Below are 22,194 nucleotides of genomic sequence, written 5' to 3'. Positions count from 1 at the left end.
GGTCATGATCGCCGACGGCCGAAGATCCCCTGGGCCACGACCCCCAGGAGGACCAGCCCCGCGCCCACCGCGATGCCCTTGACGAAGTCCTCCTGCGACGACGCCCGTGGAGCGGGCGGTGGAGCTGTGAACACCTCTCCCGCAGCCTCGGCCAGGGCCGGCGTCTCCGTAGACCCGCCCGTCACTTTCGGGCGGGTCAGCGACTCGCCGACGTTGTCGAAGAACTCACCGGCCATCCGCTTGGAGACCGAGGACAGCATCCGCTGGCCCACGCCCCCGACCATGCCGCCCACGACCGCGTCGGCGTCCCACGTGATGCGGGTGCCCTCGGGCACCTCGTCGAACCGCACGGCCACGGTGGCGTCGACCGTGCCGGGGGCACCGGCACCCTGGAGGCGCATCGTCAGCGACTCGCGCTCGACCAGGTCCGCGAGCGAGCAGGAGCCGTCGTAGGTGCCTTTGATCGCGGCGACGCCGGCCGTCACGGTCATGGCGTAGGCGTGCTCGCCGGTGGTCTCCAGCCGGGAGCACCCCGGGATCGTCGAGACCAGCACCTGCGGGTCGAGCAGGGCCTCCCAGACCCGCCCCACGGGGTGCGGCAGGACGTTGGCTCCGCTGATCTTCACGAGGTCTCCTCGGCGTGCGCGAGTCGGAGGTGGAAGAGGTCCGACGGCGAGATCGGCATCGCCGTGATGGGCAGGCCCTCCGCGTCCTCGATGGCGGACGCGAAGACCGCGGCCGACGGGATGACCCCGGCCTCGCCCGCGCCCTTGATGCCGAGCGGGTTCAGCGGCGAGGGCGTCTCGAGGTGGTCGATGTCGATGCCGTCGGGGACCTCGGTGACGTAGGGCATCAGGAAGTCCATGAACGAGGCGTTGAGCAGCTGACCGGACTCGTCGTAGACCATCCGCTCGTAGAGCGCGCCGCCCACGCCCTGCGCGACGCCGCCGTGGATCTGGCCCTCCACGATGGTCGGGTTGATGAGCTTGCCGCAGTCGTGGACGACGGCGTACTTGAGGACCGTGATCTCCGCGGTCAGGGGGTCGGTCTCGACGATCACGGCGTGCATGCCGGAGGCGAACGTCGAGCGCTCGGGCGAGTAGAAGTCGGTGCCCTCCAGCCCCGGCTCCTCGTCCTCGGCCACCGGGGGCTTCGACGCGTCGCCGACGGTGAACTGCGTCGCCGCCTTGGAGGCCTCGTCGAAGGCGTAGCGCAGCGGGTTGGACAGCACCGCGACCGTGCCCAGGTCGATCGCCGAGCCCGGCGAGCCCTTGACCGACACCACGCCGTCGACGATCTGGAGGTCGTCGGGCGAGGCCTCGAGCGCCTCGGCCGCGATCGTGAGCGCCTTCTGCTTGGCCTTCCTGGCGGCGAGGTGGATGGCCGAGCCGCTCATCACCGCCGCGCGGGAGGCGAAGGTGCCGACGGCGTACGGCATCCGGCGGGTGTCGCCCGTGACGACCTCGACGTCCTCGAAGCGGCAGCCGAGCTCGTCGGCGACGAGCTGCGCGAAGACCGTGGCGTGGCCCTGTCCCTGCGTCGTCAGCCCCGTCGCGACCTTGACCTTGCCGGAGGTCTCGACGTGCACGTGGGCGCCCTCGTAGGGGCCGACGCCGGTGCCCTCGACGTAGCAGGCCAGGCCGATGCCGACCCGCCTGCCCTGCGCGGCCATCTCGGCGCGGTAGGCCGGGAAGTCGTCCCACCCGATCAGCGCCTTGATCTTCTCCAGCGACGCCGGGTAGTCGCCGCTGTCGTAGGTCAGCTCGCGGCCGTCCTGGAAGACCAGGCCCTGCTCGAAGGGGAACTCGTCGGGCTGGATGAAGTTGGTCGCGCGGACCTCGGTGCGGTCCTTGCCGAGCTCGGCGGCGATCGCGTCCATCGTGCGCTCCATGGCGTAGCAGCCCTGGGGACGCCCGGCGCCGCGGTAGGGCGTGACCATGACCGTGTTGGTGTAGAGCGACTCGAAGACCACCCGGTAGACGTCGGGCTTGTAGGGACCGAGCAGCTGCGTGGAGGTGATGATCGGCACGATCAGCCCGTACGGCGTGTAGGCGCCGTGGTCGTGCCAGAACATCACGTCCAGCGCGAGCAGCCGTCCGTCGTCGTCGAAGCCCACCTCGATGTGCTGGACCTGTCCGCGCTCGTGGGCCGAGGAGATGAAGTGCTCGCGCCGGTCCTCGGTGAACTTCACGGTCCGGCCCAGCGTGCGGGCGGCCAGCGGGACCAGCAGCTCCTCGGGCCAGGGGTGGTTGATCTTGACCCCGAACCCGCCGCCGACGTCGGGGGTGATGACGTCGACCTGGCGCAGGTCGAGACCGAGCTTGACCGCCACGACCGCGCGCACGCCGGTGGAGGTCTGCGTCGACGTCCACACCTGGAGGCGGTCGATGTCGGGGTCCCAGCGGGCGACGGTGCCGCGGCCCTCCAGCGGCATGCACGCGCTGCGCTCGACGTCGAGGTCGAGGGTCAGCCGGTGGGGCGCGGCCGCGAGCGCGGCCTCGACGTCGCCGGTGTTCTGCTCCATGCGGGCGCCGACGTTGCCCGGGACGTCGTCGTGGACCAGCCGGTCGGCGGCGCGCGCCGCGGCGATCCCGACCACCGGCGGGAGGACGTCGTAGGTCACCTTGATCCGCCCGACGGCGTCCTCGGCGACGTAGCGGTCGTCGGCGACCACGAACGCGATCGCCTCCCCCATGTAGTTGACCTCGTCCTTGGCCAGCGCGTACTGCGTGCGGCCGTGGGTGAGCGCCGGGTGCGGGATCAGCAGCGGCAGCGGGTCGGCCATCGGGCCGGTCAGGTCGTCGTAGGTCCACACCGCGTGGACGCCGTCGACGTCGAGCACGTCGGCCACGTCGATGTCGACGATCCGCGCGTGCGCGTGGGGAGAGCGGAGCACGGCGCAGTGCAGCGTCGAGGCGTCCACGGCCACGTCGTCGGCGTAGCGGCCGAGCCCGCGCAGGAAGCGCTGGTCCTCGACGCGCTGGACGCCGGTGCCCATCAGCTTGGTGGTCACGACCCCTCCGCCCTCTCGTGGCTCCCCAGCTCCGCGGCGCGCTCGACGGCCTTGACGATGTTCTGGTAGCCGGTGCAGCGGCACAGGTTGCCGGCGATCATGTCGCGGGCCTCCTCGTGCGTCGGGTGGGGGTTCTCGCGCAGCCCGGCCGTGATCGTGGTCAGGAAGCCCGGCGTGCAGAAGCCGCACTGCAGCCCGTGGCACTCGACGAACGCCTGTTGCACGTTGCTCAGGGTGCCGTCGCCGTCGGCCAGCCCCTCCACGGTGGTGAGCTCGAGCCCGACCGCCGACACCGCGAACATCAGGCACGCCCGGACCGCGCGGCCGTCGGCCAGGACCGTGCAGGCGCCGCACACGCCGTGCTCGCAGCCGACGTGGGTGCCGGTCAGGCCGAGGTCGTGGCGCAGCGCGTCGGAGAGCAGCCGCCGCGCGGGCAGCCGCAGGTCGTGGACGACGCCGTTGACGCTGAGCCGGACGTCGAGCAGGGCCTCACTCATCGGCCGTCGCCTCCCGGACCACGCGCTCGGTCAGCACGCGCACCAGCTGCGCGCGGTAGTCCGCGGTGGCGTGGATGTCGCCCGCCGGCTCGAGCTGCGCGAGCGCGGCGTCGGCCATCTGCTCGACCGGGACCCCGGTCAGGTCCACCACGACGGGTACGTCGTTCACGGACACGTAGCCGACCCTCACGGTCCCACCCTCCACCAGCGCGGCCGCCCCGACCAGGGCGTAGTCGCCGTGGCGTCGGGCGATCTCCGCGAACGCCACCCGGGCCCCGGGCGCCAGGGCCGGGAAGAAGGCCGAGGTCGCGATCTCGTCGTGCGCCAGGCTCGACTCGAGCGGACCGACGTACAGCTCGTCGGCGGGGACCGTGCGGGTCCCGGACGGGCCGGCGACCTCGACGGAACCGCCGAGCAGCGTCAGCACCACCGGCATCTCCGCGGCGGCGTCGGCGTGCACGATCGAGCCGACGGTCGTGCCGCGGTTGCGGATGGTCGGGTGGGCGACATGGGAGAGCGCGAGCCGCAGGAGCGGCTGCACGCGCGCGGCCTCGTCGTGGGCGAGCACGTCGGCGTGGCGGGCCAGCGCGCCGACCCGCACGCCGTCGTCGGTGACCTCGACCCCGTCCAGCCCCGGCAGGCCGTTGATGTCGACCAGCGTCGACGGCGCCGCGAGCCGCATGGACAGCAGCGGCACCAGCGACTGCCCGCCCGCGAGCACCTTCGCGCCCGGGTCGTCGGACAACGCGGCGAGCGCGTCGGCCAGCGACCCGGGGCGGACGTAGTCGAAGGGGGCGGGCTTCACGCGGCGCTATCCCTCCCGGTGGCGGTGGACGGGGTCCTGGCCCTCGGTGTGGGCGCCCGGGGTGCCGACCGCGATCATCGTCCCGTCGTCGTCGCGCCCCACCAGCCGCGCCAGGTGGTAGCCGGCCACGACCACGATCGTGCCGAGCGCGATGCCGCTGAGGACGAAGTCGTCGGTGATCTCCAGCGACGCGTTGCCGATGGCCAGGATGATGCCGGCGCTGATCGGCACGAGGTTGATCGGCTTGCCGAAGTCCACCCCGTTCTCCTTCCAGATCTTGGCGCCCAGGAGACCGATCATCCCGTAGAGCACCAAGGTGATGCCGCCGAGCACCGCCGGAGGGGTGGCGTTGACGAGCGCGCCGAACTTCGGGACGAAGCCGAGCAGGATCGCCACGATCGCCGCGACGTAGTAGGCGGCGGTGGAGTAGACCCGCGTCGCCGCCATGACGCCGATGTTCTCCGCGTAGGTCGTGGTGGGCGAGCCGCCGACCGCCGAGGCGATGACGGTGCCGACACCGTCCGCCGCGACGGCCTTGCCCATCACCGGGTCGAGGTCCACCCCGGTCATCTCGCCGACGGCCTTGACGTGGCCGAGGTTCTCCGCGACGAGCGCGATGACGGCGGGCAGCACCAGGAGGATGAAGGCGATCTTGAACGACGGCGCGTGCCACCCGACGACGTTGAGGAAGTCGGGGTTGGCGTTCTGGTTGCCCACCAGCCCGTCCTCGGTGTGGACCGGGAAGCCGACCCAGTCGAAGGCCTTGACGCTCGTCCAGTCGACACGGTGGTGCGGGCCCGGCTCGGCGTTGCCCGGGAGCGGCAGGGAGGTCATGCCGAACGCGAGGTCGGCGAGCCACGAGATGACGTAGCCCGCGATGAGCCCGAGGAAGATGGCGATCCGGCCGAAGAAGCCGCGCAGCCCGACGGCCATCATGATGACGAGCGTCATCGTGATGATGGCGATCCACGGGTCGGACGGCATGTAGGTGCCGGTGGCGACCGGGGCCAGGTTGAAGCCGATCAGCATCACGACGGCGCCGGTGACGACCGGCGGCAGCACGGCGTTGACGGCGGCCGCTCCCAGGACGTGGATGAGGACGCCCACGAGCCCGAGGACGACGCCGGCCACGAGGATCGCCCCGGTCACGTCGGCCGGCCCGCCCGGGCCGCCGGAGCCGGAGTAGGTGTAGATCGCGGTCGCACCACCGACGAAGGACGCGGACGTGCCGAGGTAGCTCGGCACCTTGCCCTTGACGATGAGCAGGAAGCAGATGGTCGCGATGCCGCTCATCAGGATCGCGAGGTTGGGGTTGAGGCCCATGACGATCGGGAAGACGAACGTCGCCCCGAACATCGCCACGACGTGCTGCGCGCCGAGCCCCACCGTCTTGCCCCAGCCCAGGCGCTGGTGAGGCGCGACGGCCTCGCCTGGGCCGGGGTCGACCTTCTCCCACTTGAACTGAGACATCAGAACCCTCCTAGATCGTGGCGACGGCCCCCATGCGCCCCCTAGGAAACACCCTGCGGGCCTCGCCGCGCTGGAGGAACGCCGCATCGTTGCGGAGTAGCGTCTGGACCGTGACGCAGCGACCTGCCATCCCGGCCAGCGCCCCCGATCGGGTCGCGGTCCGTCTCCGCGCCGCCGCCGACGGGACGCGAGCCCTCCTCCACACCGGCCCGGACGCGGTCTACGTCGACCTCGACGGGCGCGCCCTCGGCGTGGTCGGCCGCCACGCCTGGCAGGTCCCGTGCGCGCTGCGCACCCGGCTCGACGCGCTTCCCGCCGTCCGGTCCGCGGCGGTGGTCGGTGGGGTGCTGCACCTCGACGACGTCCCGGTGCGCGTCGGGAGGGTCGTCAGCGCCCAGGTGGGGGTCCGGCCGCTCGTGCTGTCCGGCGCGGTGGTGGAGCCCGCGACGCTGGTGGGCAGCGGCGCCGGCCTCACGCCGTACGGCGACGACGTGCTGTGCGGCTACCTCGCGGCCCACCGCGCCGCCGGCCGCGCCACCGACGACCTCGACGCCGAGGTGACCGGGCTGCTCCCCCGCACCACCGTCCTGTCGGCCACGCTCCTGGAGTGCGCGATGCGCGGGGAGGTGCTCCCCGAGGTGGCCGACCTGATCGCCGCCTGGGGCACCCCGGCGGCCGCGGCGGCCGCGGCCGCGCTGCTGCGGGTCGGCAGCTCCTCGGGCGCCGGCCTGCTCGAGGGCGCCCGCTGGGCGCTGGCCGCATGACCGGCCCCACCACCGGACACGTCGAGCTGCGACCCGGCGCCTACGCCGACTCCGTCACGCTGCTCCAGGTCAGCCGCACGGTCGCGCAGCTGCCCGGAGTCGCCGCAGCCCAGGTGGCGATGGCGACCGCGCTCAACGTCGAGGTGCTGGCGGGCATGGGCTTCGACGTCCCGGCCGAGGCCGGCGTCAACGACCTGGTCGTGGCGGTGCGCCTCGACGACCCCGACGTGCTCGACGAGGTGCTGGCCGGGGTCGACCGCGCGCTCGCCGAGAGCACCCGCCGGCCCACCGGCTCCGCCGAGGTGGCGCCGCACCGCACGACCGCGACCGCCCTGCGCGACGTCCACGACGAGCAGGCGGTCGTCCTGGTGTCGGTGCCCGGCCCGAGTGCCGTGGTCGAGGCGATGGACGCCGTCGAGGCCGGCCGCGACGTGATGATCTTCAGCGACAACGTGCCCGTCGAGCACGAGCTCGCCCTCAAGCGGGCCGCCGAGCCCGCCGGGGTGCTGGTGATGGGGCCCGACTGCGGCACGGCCATCGTCGACGGGATCGGGCTCGGCTTCGCCAACGTCGTCTCGCCGGGCCCGGTCGGCATCGTCGCCGCCTCCGGCACCGGCTGCCAGCAGCTGCTCGCGCTGCTCGACCACGCGGGCGTCGGCGTCACCTCCGCCCTGGGGGTCGGGGGCCGCGACCTCGGCGCCGAGATCGGCGGCCTCGCCACCCGCGAGGCCCTGCGCCGCCTCGACGCCGACGCCTCCGTCGAGCTCATCGTGCTGGTGTCCAAGCCGCCCGCACCCGAGGTCGCCACCGCGATCCAGCAGTACGCCGCCGGCCTGGCCACCCCGGTGGAGCCGGCCCTCCTCGGGGCCGGCCAGCCGGACCTGACCGCCGCCGCCGAGCGGGTCCTGCAGCGCCTCGGCCACCCCGTCCCCACGTGGCCCGTCGCGGAGCCGGCCGACCCCGTCGCCTCCGTCGCGGGCACGTCGCTGCGCGGGCTCTTCGTCGGTGGGACGCTCGCCGGTGAGGCCCGGCAGATCGTCGGCGAGACGCTCGGCGCCGTCGGCGGCGGGCTGGACGACCTGCACGGCGACGGCCACGGGGTCGTCGACTTCGGCGACGACGCCTACACCTCGGGGCGCGCGCACCCGATGATCGACCCGACGCTGCGCCTGGACCACCTCGCCCGCGTCGCCACCGACCCGCGCACAGGCGTGGTCCTGCTCGACGTCGTGCTGGGCCACGGCGCCGAGCCCGACCCCGCCGCCCTGCTCGCGCCCGCGATCGCGGCCGTGGCCGCACCGGTGGTCGTCAGCCTGGTCGGCACCGGCGGCGACCCGCAGGGTCTCGAGCGCCAGCGCGCCGCCCTCGCCGCGGCCGGCGCCGAGGTCCACCTGTCCAACGCGCGCGCCACCCGGCGCGCCCTCGAGCTCCTGGGAGCCGACCGATGAGCCTCGACCGCGTCGCGACCACCGGCGTCGACCTGCTCGCCGACGCCGTGGAGGCCCAGGCCGTCGACGTCACGCGCGTCGACTGGCGCCCGCCGATGCCCGGCACCGAGGCCGACCTGGCGACCGTCGCGGTGGACCCGCGTCGCGCGGGCGCCAACAAGCAGGCGGTCGCCGCGATGCTCGGCGTGACCGCGCACCTGGTCGACGTCGGCCCGGCCTCGGAGGTGCTCGGGCTGCAGCGCGGCGAGTTCCTGCACGCCGGCCCGCCCATCGAGTGGGCGCGCGCCTCGGGGCCGCTGCGCGGCGGGCTCATGGCCGGCGCGGCGCTCGAGGGACTGGTCGACGACCCGGAGGACGCGGTCGCGCTGTTCGAGTCCGGGGCGACGGTCTCCCTCGAGCCGTGCCACCACCGCGGCACCGTCGGCCCCATGGCCGGCGTGGTCACGCCGAGCATGTGGATGTTCGTGCTCGAGGACCGCGCCACCGGGCGGCGTACCCACTGCTCGCTCAACGAGGGCCTCGGCAAGGTCCTGCGCTACGGCGCCTACTCCCCCGACGTCCTCACCCGGCTGCGCTGGATGGGCGACGTGCTCGGCCCCGCTCTCCGGGCCGCGGTGCGCGCCACGGTCGACGCCCAGGGCCCGGTCGACGTGACCGGCATCCTCACCCAGATGCTCCAGATGGGCGACGAGGCCCACAACCGCAACCGCGCCGGCACGCTGATGCTGCTGCGCGACCTCGCCCCCGCCCTGGCGACCAGCGGGATCGCCCCCACCGACGTCGCCGAGGTGCTGCGCTTCGTGGGTGGCAACGACCACTTCTTCCTCAACCTCGCCATGCCGGCCTGCAAGCTCGCCCTCGACGCCGCCCGCGACGTGCCGGGCTCGACGATGGTGGTCGCGATGGCGCGCAACGGCACCGACTTCGGCATCCAGGTCTCCGGCACCGGCGACGAGTGGTTCACCGGGCCGGCGCAGGTCGCCGACGGGCTCTACCTCGGCGACTACGGCCCCGACGACGCCAACCCCGACATCGGCGACTCCGCGATCACCGAGACCGCCGGGATCGGCGGGTTCGCGATGGCCACCGCGCCGGCGATCGTGCGCCTGGTGGGCGGCAGCGTGCCCGACGCGCTCGCCACGACCCGCCGGATGCACGAGATCACGCTGGCCGAGAACCCCCGCTGGTCGGTGCCCGTGCTGGAGTTCCAGGGCACTCCCACCGGCATCGACGTGACCCGGGTCTGCCGCACGGGCATCCTCCCGCAGATCAACACCGGCATGGCCGGCAAGGTCGCCGGCGTCGGGCAGGTCGGCGCGGGCCTCGTGACCCCGCCCGCCGAGATCTTCCCCCAGGCGCTGGCCCGCCTGGCCGAGCTGAGCACGCGTACTCACACCGGCTGAGCGCCGCGGCACGCCCGTCCGGGCGTGCCCTCGGGCCTACTGGGCCCATGACGCGCTACGCCGACCCGCTCACCTGCCCCGACTGCCGCGCCGCGCTGCCCGTGGGCGCCACCAGCTGCCCCGCGTGCCGCCTGCCGCTGACGCACCCGATCGCCTCCGAGCTGCTCGGCACGCTCACCTACGCCGACACCCTGCTCGCCCGTCTCCGTCTCGTGGCGGCGACCGAGGCGCCGCGGCCGGCGTCGTTCGTGCCGCCGGTCGCCCCCATGGCGCCCGCCCCGCGCCCGGCCGCACCTGACCGCCGTACGGGCGTGCGGGCGGCGTCGGTGCCCACCATCCTGCTGGGCCTCGGTGCCTCCTGCCTGCTCGTCGCCGCCGTCATCTTCCTGGCCGTGGCGTGGTCGTGGCTCGGCGTCGGCGGCCGTACGGCGGTCCTGGTCACCCTCACCGCGGCGGCCGGCGCCCTCGGCCAGTGGCTCGCCCACCGGGGGCTGCGCGTGGCCGGCGAGGCGCTCACCGCGGTCGCGCTGGGGCTGCTGGTCCTCGACGTCGTCGGCGCCGAGGACGCCGGCTGGCTCGGCACCCTCACCGACCAGGGCATGTGGCTCATCGTCGGCCTCGTCGTCGCCGTGCTGTGCCTGGCGCTGTCCCTGGCGCCCACCCGCCTCGTCGTCCCGCAGCTCGCCACCGTCGTCGGGTTGGGTGTCGCCGCCCTCGCCGCCTTCGACCTGACCGGGCAGTCGCTCTGGCTGGCCGGCGGCACCGTCCTGGTGTTCACGGCCCTGGTCGGGCTCGCGCGGCGCGAGGCCCTCCCGGTGCTGCTCTGGTCGGCCGCGTCGGGGGTCGTCGTGGCGTGGCTGGTCCTCGCGACCTCCGCGCTCGTCGCCACCGACACCGCGCCGGTCACCTTCGACTCCTTCTGGTCCGGACCCGGCTGGGCGCTCCTGGCGGCCTCCGCGATGCTCCTGCTGCCGCTCGCCTTCCACCGCGGGCGCGACACCGTCGTCTGCGCCGTCGCCGCCGCGGCCTGCCTGGCCTCCCTGACCCTGGCGCTGCCCGCCGTCGACGAGAGCGCGAACGTCCTGGCCACCGTGGCGCTCGGCCTCCTGGTCGCCTGGACCGCCGCGGCGGCGGCCCTGGCCCCGCGCGGGTGGAGCGTCGTGGCGCTGGTCCCGGCGTGCGCCGCGGGGCTCCCCGTCCTGGTCGTCGCCGGCGGTCTCTGCCTCGAGGCCACCGTGCGGACGCTCGACGCCGGGCAGGCGCGCGGCGCGAGGGTGACGCTCGGCGAGGCCGAGGCCTTCGTCTCTCCGGCGCTGCTGCTGCCGTCCCTCGCCGCGCTGCTCGCCCTGGCGGCAGTGGCCTTGCCTGCCACCCGCGGCACCTCCGGCCGGGTCGCCGGCGCCGCGACCCTGGCCACCGGTGCCGTCGCCACGCTCGCCCTGCACCCCGTGCCGCTGTGGACCGTGGTCGGCACGATCGCCCTGGCGGGGGTGCTCCTGGTGGCCGACTCGCTGCGCCGCGAGACCGGCATCGCGGAGACGACCGCCGGCCTGGCCGCCCTGGCGGCCGCACTGCTCGCCGGCCGCTCCAGCGAGGTCCTCGTGACCGCCGACCTGGGCCTCGTGACCTTCGCCGCGGTGGCACTGCTGGCGCTCGGCTGGGCACCCGAGTCGCGTCCGCTGGGCGACCTCCTGCTGCCCAGCGCGCTGGCCGGCCTGCTGTGGGCGAGCGCGGGTCTCGCCGACGTCGACCCGGTCCTGCGCGCGGTGCCGGTCCTGGCCGTCCTGGGGCTGCTCGCCCTCGTCCGCTCCCGCGTCGAGCTCGAGGCCTCGGCGGTCCTCGCTGGCTCCCTGGCGGCGATCTCCAGCGTGCTGGCCGCCCACGACGTAGGCACCGCCGCCAGCGTGCACCTGACCGTCGCCGGCGTGCTCGTCACCGCCTCGGGCCTGCTGCACCGGCGCCGTGGCGCCGTCGTCGCCGGTGGGGCGCTGCTGTTCCTCGCCACCTGGGTCCGCCTCGCCGACCTGGGAGTGGAGGCGCCCGAGGCCTACACGCTGCCGCTCGCGGTCGTGCTGCTGCTGGTCGGGCTGCACGCCGTGCTCGGCGACGACGCCGCCTCGACCGCCGCGCTCACGCCGGGCCTGGTGCTGGCGACGGTCCCGACGCTGCTGTGGGTGCTGGCCGGCGACCCGGTCTCGGTGCGCGCGGTGCTGCTCGGCGCCGCCTGCCTCGTGCTGGTGCTGGCCGGGAGCCGCCTGCGCTGGAGCTCTCCGCTCGTCGTCGGCGCGGGCGCCGGCGGGCTGCTCGTCCTGCGCGAGCTCGCGCCGTACGTCGCCGAGACGCCGCAGTGGGTGCTGCTCGGGCTGGCCGGCACGCTCCTGACCGTCGTCGGGGTCACCTGGGAGCGGCGGCTCGTGGAGCTGCGCCAGGCCGGCTCCTACCTCGAGCGTCTGCGCTGAGCCTTGGGCGACCAGAACGCCGCCACGATGTCGACGTTGCCCGAGGCCCGCATCGGGGTGCCCTCCTCGAGGTAGCACTGGCGGGCCTCGCCCTCGTGGCTCGGCGGCAGCGACCCGTCGGCGCGCACCACGCGCCACCACGGGACCGGTCCGCCGTCGCGCGACATGACGGCGCCGACCTGACGGGGGCCGCCGCCGACCACGTCGGCGATCGCGCCGTACGTCGTCACCCGGCCGCGCGGGATCCGCTCGACGACACCGAGCACGCGCTCGACGTAGTCCTCGCGGTCCGGCATGCGAGCAAGGTACTCCCCGGAAGGCGCCGTGGCTCCGTCCACCGAGGCGGACGGAGCCACGCGATGCACCTCCCGGTGCGGACGGGTCAGAGGACCGGCGAGAACGGCTCGGTGCCCCGAGCGAGGGCCAGCCCGGAGACGGTGCCGTACTGCTGCGCGTAGGCCAGCTCGCGGCCCAGGTCGCCGACGCCGTTGGACGCGGGCAGCGGCGCGAGGGCCAGCGTGGACAGGGTGCCCAGCGCCTTGCCCTCGGAGTCGATGAACGCCGAGCCGGAGTCGCCGGGCACGCCGGGCGTCACGGTGTAGACCGGGTGGGTCCAGCCGCCGCCGTCGGTGCCGAGGCTGACGCCGGTCTTGGGCGAGAGCTGCTCGATGCCGGCGCGGATGCCGGAGTTGCCGAAGCTGTGGACACGGTCACCGGTGGCGGTGCCGGCGGTGTTGACGCCGGTCGGGCCGCCCCAGAAGGGGATGCTGGGGTTGACCTTGGCGACGTCGGCCGCGTCGACCTTGACCAGCGCGAAGTCGTTGTAGGCGCAGGTGTCGGGGTCGGACTCGCCGCGCGCCTGCATGGTGAGCCAGGAGCTGTAGACCAGCGTGCCGGCGCCGACCTGGTCGCCGGCGCTGAGCAGCGAGCCGCCGCGGTTGAACGTGACCCGGGTGCCGAGCGGCAGGGACGCCGCCACGCAGCCGTCGGTGTCGGTGGCCTCGCCGGTGCTGGCGCAGTGGGCGGCCTGACCGACGTAGACGCCGCCCGCAGCGTCGGTGAACACGAAGTTGGCGGTGCACTGCCCGCTGCCCGCGGTGTTGGTCTGCACACCGGGCGTGATGGCAGCGCTGCCGGCCCGGGCCCAGGCGACGGTGCCGTCCGCGGCCTGTGCGGTGGGGGCGGTGACGAGCGCGGCGGCCAGCGCCGTGCTGGCGGTGGCGGCGCCCAGAGCGGCGAGGCGCTTGGTCTTCGTGGCGATCTGCATCGGGGGGACCCTCCTGGTGCGGTCGGCGGTGACGCCGAGAGCCGGTGTCCCCCTGCCCAACGCCACACCCCCCGAACGGGTTACGCCCGCGTAGTCAAATATGACTACGCGGGCGCAGGTCCCGGACGGTGCCGCAGGCTCAGTAGGCGGGCTGGCTCGGGTCGATCTGGTCGACCCAGGCCACCACGCCGCCGCCGACGTGCACGGCGTCGGCGTAGCCGGCGCCCTTCACGATCGCCAGCGTCTCCGCGGAGCGGACGCCGGACTTGCAGTGCATGACGACCTGCTTGTCGGCGGGCAGCTTCTCCAGGGCGGAGCCGTTGAGGAACTCGCCCTTGGGGATGAGCACCGAGCCCGGGATCCGGTTGATCTCGTACTCGTTGGGCTCGCGCACGTCCACCAGGACGAAGTCGCGGGTGCCCTCCTCGCGCTCCTTGAGCATGTGCTCGAGCTGGACGACCGAGATCGTCGAGCCGGCGGCCGCGTCGGCGGCCTCGGTCGAGATGGCGCCGCAGAACGCGTCGTAGTCGATGAGCTCGGTGACCGTCGCGTTCTCGCCGCACAGCGCGCAGTTGGGGTCCCTGCGGACCTTGAGCTTGCGCCACTCGAGCTCGAGGGCGTCGTAGATGACGAGCTTGCCGACGGCCGGGTCACCGATGCCGGTCAGGACCTTGATGGCCTCGTTGACCTGGATCGAGCCGATCTGGGCGCACAGGACGCCGAGCACGCCGCCCTCGGCGCAGCTAGGGACCATGCCCGGCGGCGGGGGCTCGGGGTAGAGGCAGCGGTAGCAGGGCGCGTCGACGCTCTCGCCGCTCTCGTCGGTGGCGTGCGGCCAGAAGACGGACGCCTGGCCGTCGAAGCGGTAGATCGAGCCCCACACGTAGGGGATCTTCAGGAAGTACGCCGCGTCGTTGACCATGTAGCGCGTCGCGAAGTTGTCGGTGCCGTCGACGATGAGGTCGTAGCCCTCGAAGACCTGCATGACGTTGTCGTTGTCGAGGCGCTCCTCGTGCAGCACGACCTCGACGTAGGGGTTGATCTCGGCGATCGACTCCTTGGCCGACTGGGCCTTGGGCTTGTCGATGTCGCTGACGCCGTGGATCACCTGGCGCTGCAGGTTGGACTCGTCGACGGTGTCGAACTCGGCGATGCCGAGCGTGCCGACGCCGGCCGCGGCGAGGTAGAGCAGCGCCGGGCTGCCCAGGCCGCCCGCGCCGATGACCAGCACCTTGGCGTTCTTGAGCCGCTTCTGCCCGCTCATGCCCACGTCGGGGATGATCAGGTGCCGGCTGTAGCGACGGACCTCGTCGATGGTCAGCTCGTCAGCTGGCTCGACCAGCGCGGGAAAGCTCACGGGGTTACTCCTCGATGCGGGTGGTGGGGATGCTCTCGGCCCAACGCCGGGGCCTCCTGCCATGTTCCCTCGCCGGTGGTCGGCCGGGCCGACGGCGTCCCGTCATCCGGACCAGGTGCCAACGAGTAGGCTCCCAGCGTCAGCAGGGACCGATGTCCGGAGCACCAGCAGCACGAGGGAGCACACGGTGAGCGCAGGGCAGTACGACGTGGACGCACCCCGCCCGCGCGGTGCCCGGATGCCGCGACGCGAGCGTCGTGCGCAGCTGCTGTCGTCGGCCCTCGAGGTGTTCGTGGCCCAGGGCTACCACGCGGCGGCCATGGACGACATCGCCGAGCGCGCCGGCGTCTCCAAGCCCGTGCTCTACCAGCACTTCCCCGGCAAGCTCGACCTCTACCTCGCGCTGCTCGACGTCTCCTGCGACCAGATCATCGACAACTGCCGCGTCGCGCTGGAGTCGACGCAGGACAACAAGCTGCGCGTGGGCGCAGCCGTCGACGCGTTCTTCGAGTACGTCGCCAACGACACCGGCGCCTTCCGGCTGGTCTTCGAGTCCGACCTCACCAACGAGCCGGCCGTGCGCGAGCACGTCGACCGCGTGACCACCGAGTGCGCCACCCTGATCGCCCACGTCATCCACGACGACACCGGCCTGCCCGACGCGGCCTCCAAGCTGCTGGCCGTGTCGCTGGTGGGAATGGCCCAGGTGAGCGCGCGGTTCTGGCTCAGCGAGGCCGGCGACATCGGCCGCACCGACGCGGCCGCCCTGGTGTCCGCCCTCGCCTGGCGCGGCATCCGCGGCTACCCCAAGACCGACGAGCACTGAGAAGCACGAGCAGAAGGAGACGACCTGTGGAGGTCAAGATCGGCGTTCAGTACGCATCCCGCGAGTTGGTCGTGGAGACCGACGAGACCGCGGAGGTGGTCGAGAAGCTGGTCGCCGACGCCCTGTCCGGCGACGGCGTCTTCGCCCTCGACGACACCAAGGGCCGCCGCATCATCGTCCCCGGCGCCAAGATCGCCTACGTCGAGCTCGGCCGCGCCACCGGCGGCCACGTCGGCTTCCGCAGCTAGGGCGCGCCGCGCCCCCAGGGCACGTCCGGACCCCGTGAGGACCCTCACGCGGGTGACTTCGACGACCCGGGGTACCGCCTTCCGTTAGACAAACCAACGGAAGGCACCACCATGCTCGGAACGATCATCGTCACCCTCGTCGCCGGAACGATCATCGGGCTCCTCGGGAAGTTCGTGGCCCCCGGGGACCGCGACAACATCCCGCTCTGGCTCACGATCCTGTGCGGCATCGCGGGCTGCCTCATCGGCAGCTACCTGTACGCCGGACTCTTCGACTGCAGCGACATGAACGACTGCACCAACGGCGTCGACTGGTGGCGCCACGTGTGGCAGGTCGGCGTCGCGGCGCTCCTCGTCGTGATCGCCGCCACCGTCACCGGCCGCCGCAGGACCGCTCACCGCTGAGCTGACCGGACCGCTGGTCGAGCAGCGAGCAGCCAGCGAGCGCACGTCGAGACCCGGTAGGACGAGAGACCGCCCGATCCGGTGGTCGTTCGGCTCACCGGGTCTCGACGCGCCGGACGACCTCCCTCAGCTGGCGAGGCCGAGGTCGGCCATGCGCTCGGCGTGGCGCTCGGTGAGGCGGGTGAACATCCGCCCGATGCTCGCCAGGTCGAGGCCGGGTCGGTCGACCCCGCCGGCAAGCAGGGCGGTGAGGGCGTCGCGCTCGGCGGCGACGCGCTGCGCCTGGATCAGCGCCTCCCCCATGAGCCGGCGCCCCCAGAGGGCGAGCCGGCCGCCGAGGCGGTGGTCCGCCACGATCGCCTCGCGCACCCGGTCGACCACGAACGCCGAGTTGCCGGCGGTGTCGACCGAGGACACGACCAGGTCGCGGGTGTCGGGGTCGAGGTAGGCCGCGATCTCGCGGTAGAAGTCGTTGGCCAGCCCGTCACCGACGTAGGCCTTGACCAGGCCCTCGTACCAGTCGGCCGGCGCGGTGTGGGCGTGGAAGAGGTCGATCGCCCCGCGGAACGGCGCCATCGCGGCGAACGGGTCCGCGCCCAGCTCGGTGATGCGGTCGCGCAGCAGCGCCACCTTGCGCAGCTCGGTCGACGCCATCTCGGCCAGCTCGAGCTTGTCCTGCAGGCTGGGAGCCAGCTTGGAGTCCTCGGCGAGCCTCTCGAACGCCGAGATCTCGCCGTAGGCGATGACGCCCAGCAGGTCGACCACCGCCTCGCGGTAGACCGGGTCGGCGAACGCCACCGAGAGCTCGGGGTCGGTCGGCTCGACCGGAGATGCGGGCATGGCCGCACCCTACCGATAGACTGGGGGCACTTGTGCCGCCACAGGCGGCCCGTATGTGCGCGGCTACGTGTGAATTAGCCGCAACCGACATCGACTCGGCTGACCGGCTGATCCCACACGAAAGCGAAAGACACTGACTTCCACCACCTTCCGCGAGCTCGGCGTCCTGCCCGAGATCTGCGACGCCCTCGAGCGCGCCGGCATCACCACCCCGTTCGCCATCCAGGAGATGACGCTGTCGGTGGCCCTGATGGGCACCGACCTCATCGGCCAGGCCCGCACGGGCACCGGCAAGACCCTCGCCTTCGGCATCCCGGTGCTGCAGCGCAGCGTCGTGTCGACCGACCCGGCCTACGCCGACCTGCCCCAGGGCAAGCCGCAGGCGCTGATCGTGGCCCCGACGCGTGAGCTCGCGCTCCAGGTCTCCAACGACCTGCACCTCGCCAGCAAGGACCTCGGCCTGCGGGTCCTGACCGTCTACGGCGGCGTCGGCTACGACACCCAGCTCGACACCCTCGAGTCCGGCGTCGACATCGTCGTCGGCACGCCGGGGCGCCTGATCGACCTCGCCAACCGCAAGGCCCTCGACCTGTCCCACGTGCACGCCGTCGTGCTCGACGAGGCCGACGAGATGCTCGACCTGGGCTTCCTGCCCGACGTCCAGCGCCTGCTGGGCATGACCCCCGAGACCCGGCAGACGATGCTGTTCTCGGCCACCATGCCCGCCGCGATCGTGGCGCTGGCCCGCACCCACATGCGCCACCCGATGAACATCCGCGCGGAGTCGTCCTACGACACCACGATGGTGCCCGCGACCGCGCAGTTCATCTACCAGGCCCACGACCTCGACAAGCCCGAGATCATCGGCCGCGTCCTGCAGGCCGAGGACGCCGGCAAGATCATCGTCTTCACCCGCACCAAGCGCCAGGCCCAGCGCGTCGCCGATGACCTGGCCGAGCGCGGCTTCAGCGCCAGCCCCCTGCACGGTGACATGGCGCAGGTGGCGCGTGAGAAGGCGCTGGCCAAGTTCCGCGAGGACAAGATCCGCGTGCTCGTCGCCACCGACGTCGCCGCCCGCGGCATCGACGTCGCCGGCGTCTCCCACGTCATCAACTACACCTGCCCCGAGGACGACAAGACCTACGTCCACCGGATCGGCCGCACCGGCCGCGCCGGCGCCTCCGGCATCGCGATCACCTTCGTCGACTGGGCGGACCTGCACCGCTGGAAGATGATCAACAAGACGCTGGACCTGCCCTTCGAGGAGCCGCAGGAGACCTACTCCACCTCCGAGCACCTCTACCACGACCAGGGCATCGCCCCGGGCACGAAGGGCCGCATCGTCGACCCCGCCCCCGTGGAGCGCAAGCCCCGCGAGGACCGCGGAGACCGCGGCGGCGACCGCCGTGGCAGCGGCGAGCGTCCCCCGCGCAACCGCGACCGTGACCGCAGCCGGACCCGCACCCGCAGCGGCGCGGCCGCCTCGGGTGAGGCGACCACGACCACCGAGGCCCCCGCGTCGCCTGCCGGCACGTCCGACGCCCCCGCGGGCGAGGGCGCCCCGCGCAGCCGCAACCGTCGTCGCCGTTCGCGCGGCGGCGGTGGCGGCACCGGTGGCGACACCACCCCGCAGCCCGTCTGAGCCCCTCACCCCTCGAGTTCCGGGAGTCCCCGATGGCCACCTATGACGCCAACCTCCAGGCCGCGGTCGACGCGACCTCGATCGCCAAGTCCAGCGGCGAGACCGACCTGGCGACCTACCTGCGCGAGCAGCTCGCGGAGCGGGAGATCGAGACCGAGGACGAGGCGTGGGTCGAGCACATCATCGCCAAGATCCACGAGGACCCGAACTTCATGATCGACCGCGAGCCCGACGACTACGAGCGTCCCGAGCCGCAGCTCCCCCGCTGACCGGGCGCCGCTGATGCGGGGGGCCCGCTTGACGGCGGTCTGGATGTGGCTGCCGCCGGCGGTCACGGCGGGCCTGGTGTGGTGGGTCTACCGCACGGTCCACGACGAGGAGTACAGCAGCCGCTCGGCGGCCGAGGCGGTCATCGCGGGGATCGCGATGAGCACGCCGTTCGTCTTCCTGATGTGCGTCGAGCTCGCCCTGGCGGCGCTCACCGCGTACGTCGACACCTACCGGGAGCGGACCTGGTGCCTGGCGGTGGCGACGCTCGTCGCGGTGCTGACGCTGGCCTCCGTGCTGTGGTTCCTGCGCCACGGCCTGTCCGCGAGCGGCGCCGGCCTCCTCGTGACGCTGTCGCTGCTGCCCCTCGCACCCGCCTGGCTGGCGCACGCCCGGGATCCCGCGGCGCCCTGAGGGCTCGTGGTACTGCCTCACCCGACCTGGGTCAGGGGCAGTCGGGCCCGGATCGGCAGGTCGCCCTGCACTCCGTCCCCCGTCAACGAGAGGACCTGGTCCAGGACGAGCTCGCGCGGCGCCGCGTCGGCGGCGACCCGGAAGACGACCCGGCCCACGGAGTCGCCGCTCGATGAGGCCTTCAGTCCCTCGCGACGGACCGGCTCGGCGCCGTCCAGCGTGACGGCGACGGCGCTCGACCGGTTCGGGAACCAGGTGTCGCCGGCGGCGTTCACCACGGTGCTCGCGCCGAAGAGCTGGAGGCGGACGCCGGCCCACAGCGTGCCCTCATCGGCCCAGCCGAGTGTGGTGTCGTAGGGGTAGAGCGTGAGGTTGCTGGCGGTGAAGGTCGCCCGTCCCGGACGCCTCGGCGAGTCGGGGTCCGCGGCGACGAACGCGCACGAGCTCGGTACCTCGGAGCAGCCGGAGGTGAAGTTGAGGTTGCCGTCGTACAGCGCCTGGGCGACCCCGGCGTCGATCTCGCCCGACTCGACGGCGGCGGTCTGGGTCAGGCCGTCGTACTCGACCTCGACCCTGAGGTCCTCGGCGCCCGGCCGCCCCTCGATGCCGACGGCGACCGAGGTCGGGTCGTTGGCGCGGATGGCGCTGCTGGAGTCTCCGATCACGATCGATGCCAGGTCCACCCGCTGGTCGCCCGCGACCAGCCGGACCTCGATCGGGTTCGGGTCGTCCTCCCGGGCGAACCCGCCGAGGGCCTGGACCCGCCAGCTGACGGGAACCAGGCTGCCGTCATCGGGGGCGGCCAGGTCCTGCTGGTCGTCCCACTCCGGGTCGTCGTACTCGATCTCCATGAGCTCGTGGCCGAGGGTCTCGACGGGAGCCCCGACCTGCACCGTGACCTGGCTGCCGGGCAGCTGCACCGTCACGGCGTGACCGTAGGCATCCGTGCGCAGCGGCAGCTGCTCGCCCACGTCGGCGGTGACCGTCGGCCCGCCGGCGGCGGCGCGCCAGACCATGATGCCGAGGACCAGGACGGCCACGGCGAGCCCCACCGCCAGCAGCAGGGACAGCGCCCGGAGGCGGTCGCTGCGACGGGGGTCGGTGCGGGAGGTGGTCGTCGTCATGAGAGGTCTCCGCCCGAGATGGTCCACTGGAAGTGCAACGGCCGCCGCTCCTGGACGAACGGCTCGCCGTCGATGGCCTGTCCCTCGTAGTCGAAGGTGAGGCCGGGAGTCGGCTCCCCCACCGCGACGTCGAAGACGAACTGGTCGGGGTCGTCGGGGTCCGAGATGCTCAAGAACCCCGCATTGAGGTCGTTGACGTTCGCGGCCGGACGGAGCGGTTCCGCGTCGCCGAGGAGTGCCGAGAACTGCAGGTCGTCGTCCCAGAACGTCGCGGCGTCACCGCGTCCGCTGACCAGGGACAGGCGGCGGGGGCGGACGACGTGCACCACGAGGAACTCGCGGCCCTCATCGGCCCAGCCCAGCCCGTCGACGTACGGCGTGCGCAGGGTCAGCTGCACGAGGCACTTCAGGCCGGGGCGGTAGTCCACCCTGATCCCGCTGTCGTCGAGACGCTCGGGCGTGCCGCACGGGATCGACGGCATCGCCCGGAGCTCGTCCTGGGAGGGGAGCTCGCCGAGGCGAGCCGCCGGTCCGTTCTCGACGGACCCGTCGGAGGCGTCGACGACCTGGGTCACGCCGTCGACGGTGACGCGCACCTCGAGGTCGCTCGGGTCACCGTCGACGGCCACCCAGACCGCGCCTCCCTGCTGAAGAGGACCGTTGGGGTCGAGGACGAGCCCGTCGCGCCCGGACACGGGATAGTCGCGTCCGTCGGCGCGCAGGACCACCTCGGTCTCCTGCGAGTACGGCCGGCCGATGGAGGACAAGGGGATGATGTAGTCCTCCTCCAGCTTCACCTCGACCCGCACGAAACGGCCACCCTCCGGCGCTCGCACGTTGGCCTCTGCCCCCACCAGGTCGGGCAGCTCCTCGCGCGTGGAGCCGGCCCCGGCCTTCGTCCGCGCCCACGGCAGCAGTACCTCGCCGTAGTGCGGCAGGGCGTCCTCCTCGAACGGCACGTCGAAGAGCTGGCCGACCTCGGCCCGGGGCCGGTCGTCCTCACCGGTGCGCACCACGACCAGCGCGACCGAGAGCCCGAGGACGACCACCGCCAGCACGGCCACGAGCGGCCACAGGCTCCGCGGCTCGGTCCAGGGCGGTGCGGGACGGGCCGGCTCCGTGGGCTCGGTGGGTTCCGCCGCAGCATCCGGCTCGACCGAACTCTCGTGATCCATGGGCAGCACCGTGCCCCGCGTGCGACGCCGCGAAACTCAGTGGCCCAGGGGGTGATCAGGTCGTGACGACGACCGTGGTGCCGAGGGGCGCGAAGTTCCAGAGCCGGATCGCGTCGGAGCGGCGCTGGCGGATGCAGCCGTGGGAGAGCGGGGTGCCGAGCTGCCGGAAGGTCTGGACGCGCTTGCCGTCGTCGACGGGGATGTCGTGGAAGCCGATGGCCGCACCGGCGTCGCCCTCGGTGAACCGGACGAAGTACTTCATGGTGCCGGAGTCGTCGATGCCGACGGCGTCCTCGGAGCGGGAGTAGACCTCGAACGTGCCGGGATCGAGGTTGTCGTAGGCGCTGCCCGAGACCAGGTAGGTGCGGACGACCCGGTCCTCGCCGTCGACGAGCCACACGCGCTGGCGGCTCTCGCTGAAGACGACGCGCTTGCCCTGGCCGGAGCCGGGCGGGAGCGCCTTCTCGCGCGCCTTCGCCTCCGAGCGCACCTCGGTGGCCGATGCGTCGTCGGTGTCGGCGTTGCCGGCGGGCGCGGAGACGGCGTCGGGCTCCTCCAGGGGGCTGGGCGAGGACGTCTGCGCCGGCATCGCCGAGGTGTCGTCGGTCAGGCCGGCGATGTCGCCGACCAGGTCCTGAGGGGTGTCGTCGGCGGTCGAGGGCAGCACCCCGGTGCCTCCGAGGACCGCGATGAGCGTGACCGCCAGGGAGGACCCCAGGATCGCCATCCGCCCGTAGCGGGGCCGGACCGGGGCGCGGTGCCTGCTCACG

General features: G+C 73.3%; 22 protein-coding genes. 10 read left to right on the top strand and 12 right to left on the bottom strand.

Features of this window, described 5'->3' with window-relative positions:
* Positions 1-2: 2 nt before the first annotated feature.
* From E4622_RS21210 to E4622_RS21190, 5 genes are read right to left on the bottom strand one after another with little or no spacing between them, the layout of a single operon-like run.
* Positions 3-626, bottom strand: coding sequence for a carbon monoxide dehydrogenase subunit G (locus E4622_RS21210; protein ID WP_134742219.1), 624 nt, complete (start codon positions 624-626; stop codon positions 3-5).
* On the bottom strand, positions 623-3,013 hold the full coding sequence (cutA, locus tag E4622_RS21205) for an aerobic carbon-monoxide dehydrogenase large subunit (protein ID WP_134742218.1): 2,391 nt from the start codon (positions 3,011-3,013) through the stop codon (positions 623-625). The genes E4622_RS21210 and cutA overlap by 4 nt, the downstream gene beginning before the upstream one ends.
* Positions 3,010-3,510: a (2Fe-2S)-binding protein gene (locus E4622_RS21200; protein ID WP_134742217.1), complete on the bottom strand. Its 501-nt coding sequence runs from the start codon at positions 3,508-3,510 to the stop codon at positions 3,010-3,012. Before E4622_RS21200 ends, cutA begins: the two co-directional genes overlap by 4 nt.
* Positions 3,503-4,315 carry an FAD binding domain-containing protein gene (locus E4622_RS21195; protein WP_134742216.1) on the bottom strand — a complete coding sequence of 271 codons (813 nt, stop codon included), beginning with the start codon at positions 4,313-4,315 and terminating at the stop codon, positions 3,503-3,505. The genes E4622_RS21200 and E4622_RS21195 overlap by 8 nt, the downstream gene beginning before the upstream one ends.
* A 6-nt stretch (positions 4,316-4,321) precedes the next feature.
* Positions 4,322-5,785: a solute carrier family 23 protein gene (locus tag E4622_RS21190; RefSeq protein ID WP_134742215.1), complete on the bottom strand. Its 1,464-nt coding sequence runs from the start codon at positions 5,783-5,785 to the stop codon at positions 4,322-4,324.
* A gap of 110 nt (positions 5,786-5,895) precedes the next feature.
* Between E4622_RS21190 and E4622_RS21185 the strand changes: the two genes are divergently transcribed.
* The 4 genes from E4622_RS21185 to E4622_RS21170 are packed head-to-tail and all read left to right on the top strand — an operon-like array spanning position 5,896 to position 11,859.
* Positions 5,896-6,549: a DUF2877 domain-containing protein gene (locus E4622_RS21185; protein WP_167736185.1), complete on the top strand. Its 654-nt coding sequence runs from the start codon at positions 5,896-5,898 to the stop codon at positions 6,547-6,549.
* Positions 6,546-7,997: an FdrA family protein gene (locus E4622_RS21180; protein WP_134742213.1), complete on the top strand. Its 1,452-nt coding sequence runs from the start codon at positions 6,546-6,548 to the stop codon at positions 7,995-7,997. Before E4622_RS21185 ends, E4622_RS21180 begins: the two co-directional genes overlap by 4 nt.
* A complete protein-coding gene (locus E4622_RS21175; protein ID WP_134742212.1) occupies positions 7,994-9,400 on the top strand; it encodes a DUF1116 domain-containing protein in 1,407 nt (468 codons plus the stop codon). The genes E4622_RS21180 and E4622_RS21175 overlap by 4 nt, the downstream gene beginning before the upstream one ends.
* Positions 9,401-9,447: 47 nt before the next feature.
* Positions 9,448-11,859, top strand: a complete 2,412-nt coding sequence (locus E4622_RS21170) for a hypothetical protein (protein WP_134742211.1) — start codon at positions 9,448-9,450, stop codon at positions 11,857-11,859.
* On the opposite strand, the gene E4622_RS21165 is transcribed toward E4622_RS21170, so the two are convergent.
* From E4622_RS21165 to moeZ, 3 genes are all read right to left on the bottom strand, one after another.
* Positions 11,838-12,155 carry an MGMT family protein gene (locus tag E4622_RS21165; RefSeq protein WP_134742210.1) on the bottom strand — a complete coding sequence of 106 codons (318 nt, stop codon included), beginning with the start codon at positions 12,153-12,155 and terminating at the stop codon, positions 11,838-11,840. The two genes, E4622_RS21170 and E4622_RS21165, sit on opposite strands and share 22 nt — an antisense overlap.
* Before the next feature lie 86 nt (positions 12,156-12,241).
* On the bottom strand, positions 12,242-13,126 hold the full coding sequence (locus E4622_RS21160) for a hypothetical protein (RefSeq protein ID WP_134742209.1): 885 nt from the start codon (positions 13,124-13,126) through the stop codon (positions 12,242-12,244).
* Between the two features lie 139 nt (positions 13,127-13,265).
* Complete coding sequence (gene moeZ / locus E4622_RS21155) at positions 13,266-14,483, bottom strand: adenylyltransferase/sulfurtransferase MoeZ (RefSeq protein ID WP_134742208.1); 1,218 nt, start codon at positions 14,481-14,483, stop codon at positions 13,266-13,268.
* A gap of 238 nt (positions 14,484-14,721) precedes the next feature.
* On the opposite strand from moeZ, the gene E4622_RS21150 reads away from it, so the two are divergent.
* From E4622_RS21150 to E4622_RS21140, 3 genes are all read left to right on the top strand, one after another.
* A complete protein-coding gene (locus E4622_RS21150; RefSeq protein WP_134742253.1) occupies positions 14,722-15,309 on the top strand; it encodes a TetR/AcrR family transcriptional regulator in 588 nt (195 codons plus the stop codon).
* A 26-nt stretch (positions 15,310-15,335) separates the two neighbouring features.
* Positions 15,336-15,557, top strand: coding sequence for a DUF3107 domain-containing protein (locus tag E4622_RS21145; protein ID WP_134742207.1), 222 nt, complete (start codon positions 15,336-15,338; stop codon positions 15,555-15,557).
* A gap of 111 nt (positions 15,558-15,668) precedes the next feature.
* Complete coding sequence (locus E4622_RS21140; protein WP_134742206.1) at positions 15,669-15,962, top strand: hypothetical protein; 294 nt, start codon at positions 15,669-15,671, stop codon at positions 15,960-15,962.
* Between the two features lie 126 nt (positions 15,963-16,088).
* On the opposite strand, the gene E4622_RS21135 is transcribed toward E4622_RS21140, so the two are convergent.
* Positions 16,089-16,802: a ferritin-like fold-containing protein gene (locus tag E4622_RS21135; RefSeq protein WP_134742205.1), complete on the bottom strand. Its 714-nt coding sequence runs from the start codon at positions 16,800-16,802 to the stop codon at positions 16,089-16,091.
* 229 nt (positions 16,803-17,031) lie between these two features.
* On the opposite strand from E4622_RS21135, the gene E4622_RS21130 reads away from it, so the two are divergent.
* From E4622_RS21130 to E4622_RS21120, 3 genes are read left to right on the top strand one after another with little or no spacing between them, the layout of a single operon-like run.
* Positions 17,032-18,444, top strand: coding sequence for a DEAD/DEAH box helicase (locus E4622_RS21130; protein ID WP_245156138.1), 1,413 nt, complete (start codon positions 17,032-17,034; stop codon positions 18,442-18,444).
* A 32-nt stretch (positions 18,445-18,476) separates the two neighbouring features.
* On the top strand, positions 18,477-18,713 hold the full coding sequence (locus E4622_RS21125; RefSeq protein ID WP_134742203.1) for a hypothetical protein: 237 nt from the start codon (positions 18,477-18,479) through the stop codon (positions 18,711-18,713).
* 28 nt (positions 18,714-18,741) lie between these two features.
* Positions 18,742-19,125 (top strand): hypothetical protein, encoded by a 384-nt coding sequence (locus E4622_RS21120; protein WP_134742202.1) that lies wholly within the window; start codon positions 18,742-18,744, stop codon positions 19,123-19,125.
* A 17-nt stretch (positions 19,126-19,142) separates the two neighbouring features.
* Here E4622_RS21120 and E4622_RS21115 read toward each other — a convergent pair whose 3' ends face one another.
* Genes E4622_RS21115 through E4622_RS21105 form a run of 3 tightly spaced genes read right to left on the bottom strand, consistent with a single transcriptional unit; the run spans position 19,143 to position 22,193 of the window.
* A complete protein-coding gene (locus tag E4622_RS21115; protein ID WP_134742201.1) occupies positions 19,143-20,249 on the bottom strand; it encodes a hypothetical protein in 1,107 nt (368 codons plus the stop codon).
* The gene (locus E4622_RS21110) at positions 20,246-21,424 is read right to left on the bottom strand and encodes a hypothetical protein (protein WP_134742200.1); all 1,179 of its coding nucleotides are present in this window, start codon (positions 21,422-21,424) and stop codon (positions 20,246-20,248) included. The genes E4622_RS21115 and E4622_RS21110 overlap by 4 nt, the downstream gene beginning before the upstream one ends.
* A gap of 55 nt (positions 21,425-21,479) precedes the next feature.
* Positions 21,480-22,193, bottom strand: coding sequence for a L,D-transpeptidase (locus tag E4622_RS21105; RefSeq protein ID WP_134742199.1), 714 nt, complete (start codon positions 22,191-22,193; stop codon positions 21,480-21,482).
* Between the last annotated feature and the right edge of the window lies 1 nt (position 22,194).

The organism is Nocardioides sp. 503, from assembly GCF_004522095.1.
Taxonomy (GTDB): domain Bacteria; phylum Actinomycetota; class Actinomycetes; order Propionibacteriales; family Nocardioidaceae; genus Nocardioides.
The sequence above is the reverse complement of the archived record's forward strand: the minus strand, read 5'-3'. Positions and strand labels throughout refer to the sequence as shown.